Source organism: Nocardioides sp. CPCC 206348 (assembly GCF_048654705.1).
Taxonomy (GTDB): domain Bacteria; phylum Actinomycetota; class Actinomycetes; order Propionibacteriales; family Nocardioidaceae; genus Nocardioides.
On the sequence record NZ_JBMCZA010000235.1, the window covers coordinates 4,740 to 9,101 of the forward strand.

Sequence of the window (4,362 nt, forward strand, 5' to 3'; positions counted from 1 at the left end):
TGAGCCGATGACTGGGCAGGCAACGATCGACTCCGACCTCGAAGGAACCGTCTCCCCGCCGCGCGACAACGGCGCGATCGTGTTCGACGCACCGTGGGAACGCCGTGCGTTCGGCCTCGTGCTGGCGTTGTGCCGGGACGGGCAGTGGGAGTGGGAAGACTTCCGGCAGGAGCTGATCGCGCAGATCGCGGCCGACCCGGAGCGGCCCTACTGGGAGAGCTGGGCGGCCGCGCTGGAAGCGGTCCTCAGCACCAGGTCAGCGCTGCTGCCCGTCGAGGTCGACGAACGCACGGACGAGCTGCTCGCCCGACCCCACGGGCACGACCACCGCGACGACGAACACGGCCACGGGCATGGCCACGGCCACTGAGACCGGTCAGTTGCCGCCGGCCGGCAGCTCTTCGAGCATCACCGTCGGGTTGTCGCGCGCGGTGACCTGCGCGCGCCAGCGGTCGACGAACAGCGCCAGGTAGGTGCCGTCGCTGCGCTGCAGCACCTCGACGCCGCGGATGCCGGACAGCGCCGAAGCTCCGGCAGCATCGGTGAGGCGCGCGACCTGGTAGTCGAGCCGCGAGAACCGGATCGGCGAGTTGAACTCGTTGAGCATCCGGTCCTCGACCACCTCGAACTGCATCGGGCCGACAGCTGCGAGCACGGGCGACTGGTCGCCGCGGAGGTCGGAGCGCAGCACCTGCACCACGCCCTCCTGGTCCAGCTGCTCGATGCCCTTGCGGAACTGCTTGTAGCGGCTGATGTCGCCCGCGGTGGCGGTCATGAAGTGCTCGGGCGCGAACGACGGTACGGGCGGGTACTCGATCGCGTCGCCGACGTACACGGTGTCGCCCACACGCAGTGCCTGGGCGTTGACGAAGCCGATGATGTCGCCGGGCTCGGCGGTCTCGACCGAGGTGGTGTCGCGGCCGAACACGGCCTGCGCGAACTTCGTGGCGAACGGGCGGCCGCTGGCGGCGTGGGTGACGATCATGCCGCGCTCGAAGGAGCCGGACACGATGCGGGCGTAGGCCAGGCGGTCACGGTGGGCGTTGTTCATGCCGGACTGCACCTTGAACACGAACGCGCTGAAGTCGTCGTCGACCTTGCGGACCGAGCCGTCCACGCCGAGGGTGGCGTCCGGCGAGGGAGCCAGGTCCAGCAGCAGGTCGAGCAGCTGCGCGACGCCGAAGTTCTGCAGCGCCGAGGCGAACATGACCGGTGTCGTCTCGCCGGCGAGGAAGCGGTCCTGGTCGTGGTCGGCGTCGTCGAGCGAGAGCAGCTCGTGCTCCTCGACGGCGTGCGCCCACACCTGGGCGTCGTTCTCCTCGACCTCGTCGGCGCCCATCCGCTTCTCGGGCGCGCGGGTGGCACCACCGGCGGTGCGGGTGTACTTGATGAACTCGCCCGTACGACGGTCCAGGACACCCCGGAAGTCACCGGCCTCGCCGACCGGCCAGGTCAGGGGAGTGGGACGGAGCTTGATCTTCTCCTGGATCAGGTCCATCAGCTCGAGGGCGTGGAGGCCGGGGCGGTCCCACTTGTTGATGACCGTGATCACCGGGATGCCGCGCAGCGCACACACCTTGAACAGCTTCAGCGTCTGCGGCTCCAGGCCCTTTCCGGCGTCGACGAGCATCACGGCCGAATCGACCGCCGAGAGCACCCGGTAGGTGTCCTCGGAGAAGTCGCTGTGGCCGGGGGTGTCGACGAGGTTGATGACATGGTCGCGGTAGACGAACTGCAGCGCGGCCGACGTGATCGAGATGCCGCGGGCCTTCTCCATCGCCATCCAGTCCGACACCGTGGCGCGCCGGTCACCCTTGCCGTGGACCGCTCCCGCCTCGGTGATCACCCGCGCGTGGAGCGCCAGCGCTTCGGTCAGCGTGGACTTGCCGGCGTCGGGGTGGCTGATGACGGCAAAGGTACGGCGGGGACGAGTGTCGGACACTGGCCGAAATCTACCCCTACACAGGCAGAGTCACGTCCTCGCCGGGGTCGAGCCAGGTCACCCGGTTGGCCAGTGGTGACTGGCCCAGCACTGCTTCCGCTTCGGCACGGCCCTGCTGGAAGTGCGACCAGCCCTCGTAGTGCACGGGTACGACGTGTGCCGGGTCGACGAGCTCGATCAGCTCGGCGCCCTCGCGGGCGTCCATCGTATAGCGGAACCAGCCCGAGAGGTAGCGGAAGCGGACCGAACCCAGGTGGAGCAGGATCGTGCCGATCTTCAACCGGGACGGGACCTCGCGCAGCGCTGGGTAGAGCACGGTGTCGCCCGTGACCCAGAGCTCGCCGTGCTCCTGACCCGCCCAGGCGAGGGAGAAGCCGATCACCGGCCCCGTGATCGGCTCGCTGCCGACCGGTCCGTGCCGGCACGGAGTAGCGGTGACCGTGATGGTCTCCTTGCCCGGTGCCTCCAGCAGCGTGGTCTCCCACGCCGCGAGGCCGACGCAGTTCCCGCCCAGCTTCGCTGCTGCCTTCTTCGTCGTGACCGTCGTGCCCCAGGTCGGGAGGAGCGCCTGCGCCGACGGGTCGAGGTTGTCGCCGTGGTGGTGATGGCTGACGAGGACGGCATCGATCGGGCCCAGGTCCGCCGCGGCGATCGACGGGCCTACGAGCTTGCGCGACGTCGTACCCCAGCCGAAGAAGTAGCGCTTGCCCGGCGGGTCGAAGGTCGGATCGGTCAGGATCCGCCAGCCACCGACCTCGATGAGGGTCGTCGGACCGCCGATGTGGGTGATCTTGGTGGGAGCCATGAACAGAACCTAGAGGTCAGGAAGGGCCTGCGGCCACCAAGGTGATAGCATATTGAGATCTGATATCAGGAGGGCTGATGGCAGCAATCACGATCCGTAACCTTTCCGACGAGACGCATCGGGCGTTGAAGGCTCGGGCGGCGTCGCGCGGTCGCAGCACCGAGGCGGAAGTGCGCCAGATCCTCGACGACGCTGTCGCTCTTCGTGTCGACATCGGCTTCGGGGAGCGGATGGTGCAGATCGCCGCTGAAGTGGGCGGGTTCGACCTGGAGGTCGAACGGGACCGGACAGTCACCGAGCCGATCGAGTTCGGGTGATCATCCTCGACACCAACGTGGTGTCCGAGTTGATGCGCGCCCGGCCCGATCCGATCGTCGTCGGGTGGGCCGACCGCCAGACTGAGAGCAGTCTGTTCCTCACAGCGATCAGCCTTGCGGAGATCCGGTTTGGCGTCGCAGCCCTGCCACGCGGACGCCGACGTACCGCTCTGAGCACCACTTTCGAGCAGGGCATCCGGCCCCTCTTCGGCACCCGGGTCCTCGATTTCGACGAGCCCGCTTCGTTGGCTTACGCCGAGATCCGCGCTTCGGCACGAGAGCGCGGCCTCGCGCTCGCCAATGTCGACGCGATGATCGCCGCGATCGCTCGTGTTCATCGTTGCGACGTCGCCACGAGGGATGTAGCTCCCTTCGAGGCTGCCGACGTCAGGGTGACCAACCCGTTCGAGTGACTACTACCGGTTTCTTTGCGGCTCGCCGCAGTTGAGCGTCAGCTCTTCGCTCGCCCGGACGTTGCGGGGGCGGGCTCGATCTTCACGCCCGTGGTGGCGCGGGCGTAGCTGGCCAGCTGCTGCTCGGCGCGAGCCAGGGTCATGGATGAGTTGTTGGCCAGCAGGTGCAGGCCGAGGGCGTCCTCAAGGGCGACGAAATTGCGGGCGATGACGTCGGAGGAGTCGGTCAGTTCGAACTCGCCGAGCGCCGCGCCGACCTCGAGGACGGCGGCGTAGAGCGAGACCTCGCGGTCGAAGAGCAGGGTCATCAAGGTGGCGTGCATCGGGCTGCGGCTCGCGCTGACCGACATCTCGTCGAGCACCTGGCTGAGCAGGAGGTCGTCCCCACGGGGGAGTCCGGAGTGCATCAGGCGTGCGAGCTTCGCGGTGGGGGAGAGCTCGCCCTCGATGTCGCGCTGCCGGGACCAGTAGTAGCGATCGGTCGCCGCCTGGTGCGTGGCCTCGATCAGGTCGTCCAGCTCGGGGTAGTAGTAGGCGATCAGCCGCGGGGAGATCCCTGCTTCCTCGGCGATGTTCTTCATCGATGCCTCCGCCAGTCCGTGCGTGGCGATCGTCTTCAGGGTTGCCGAAATCAGGTGCTCGCGCCGAGCTGTCTGGTCCTTGCGTCGCGCCATGGCTTCACGGTAGCGCCCTGACCTGCGATTTCGGGCCAGGCATTGACAGCAAGTGTGGGCTGGGTCATATTTGCGCTGAAGCGCAAAGAAAGGATCACTCGTGCGTTCACATCAGGACTGGGTCCAGGAGGCGGCCAAGGCCACCCTCCACACCCGCCCGTTCATCGGCGGCCGTTTCGTGGAGGCCGGGCAGGCCACCTTCGAGAACCGC

The 4,362-nt window shown here is 67.9% G+C and carries 6 protein-coding genes; 3 read left to right on the forward strand and 3 right to left on the reverse strand.

Annotated elements, in window-relative coordinates; translation table 11 throughout:
• Positions 1-370: nitrile hydratase accessory protein (locus ACOADB_RS26955; protein WP_378606311.1), on the forward strand; the 370-nt coding region annotated here is incomplete at its 5' end.
• 6 nt (positions 371-376) lie between these two features.
• On the opposite strand, the gene ACOADB_RS26960 is transcribed toward ACOADB_RS26955, so the two are convergent.
• Both ACOADB_RS26960 and ACOADB_RS26965 read right to left on the reverse strand, forming a co-directional pair.
• On the reverse strand, positions 377-1,942 hold the full coding sequence (locus ACOADB_RS26960) for a peptide chain release factor 3 (RefSeq protein WP_378606314.1): 1,566 nt from the start codon (positions 1,940-1,942) through the stop codon (positions 377-379).
• Between the two features lie 16 nt (positions 1,943-1,958).
• The gene (locus tag ACOADB_RS26965) at positions 1,959-2,747 is read right to left on the reverse strand and encodes an MBL fold metallo-hydrolase (RefSeq protein WP_378606317.1); all 789 of its coding nucleotides are present in this window, start codon (positions 2,745-2,747) and stop codon (positions 1,959-1,961) included.
• 77 nt (positions 2,748-2,824) lie between these two features.
• Here ACOADB_RS26965 and ACOADB_RS26970 point away from each other — a divergent pair, with 77 nt between their 5' ends.
• Both ACOADB_RS26970 and ACOADB_RS26975 read left to right on the forward strand, forming a co-directional pair.
• Positions 2,825-3,064 carry a FitA-like ribbon-helix-helix domain-containing protein gene (locus ACOADB_RS26970; RefSeq protein WP_378606320.1) on the forward strand — a complete coding sequence of 80 codons (240 nt, stop codon included), beginning with the start codon at positions 2,825-2,827 and terminating at the stop codon, positions 3,062-3,064.
• On the forward strand, positions 3,061-3,477 hold the full coding sequence (locus ACOADB_RS26975; protein ID WP_378606323.1) for a type II toxin-antitoxin system VapC family toxin: 417 nt from the start codon (positions 3,061-3,063) through the stop codon (positions 3,475-3,477). The genes ACOADB_RS26970 and ACOADB_RS26975 overlap by 4 nt, the downstream gene beginning before the upstream one ends.
• Before the next feature lie 38 nt (positions 3,478-3,515).
• On the opposite strand, the gene ACOADB_RS26980 is transcribed toward ACOADB_RS26975, so the two are convergent.
• Positions 3,516-4,151 (reverse strand): TetR/AcrR family transcriptional regulator, encoded by a 636-nt coding sequence (locus tag ACOADB_RS26980; protein WP_378606326.1) that lies wholly within the window; start codon positions 4,149-4,151, stop codon positions 3,516-3,518.
• Positions 4,152-4,362 lie beyond the last annotated feature (211 nt).

What these genes read in the sequence shown, in the direction of transcription:
- ACOADB_RS26965 (WP_378606317.1), bottom strand. Translation starts at nt 2,747, where the DNA reads ATGGCTCCCACCAAGATCACCCACATCGGCGGTCCGACGACCCTCATC.
- ACOADB_RS26970 (WP_378606320.1), top strand. Translation starts at nt 2,825, where the DNA reads ATGGCAGCAATCACGATCCGTAACCTTTCCGACGAGACGCATCGGGCG.
- ACOADB_RS26980 (WP_378606326.1), bottom strand. Translation starts at nt 4,151, where the DNA reads ATGGCGCGACGCAAGGACCAGACAGCTCGGCGCGAGCACCTGATTTCG.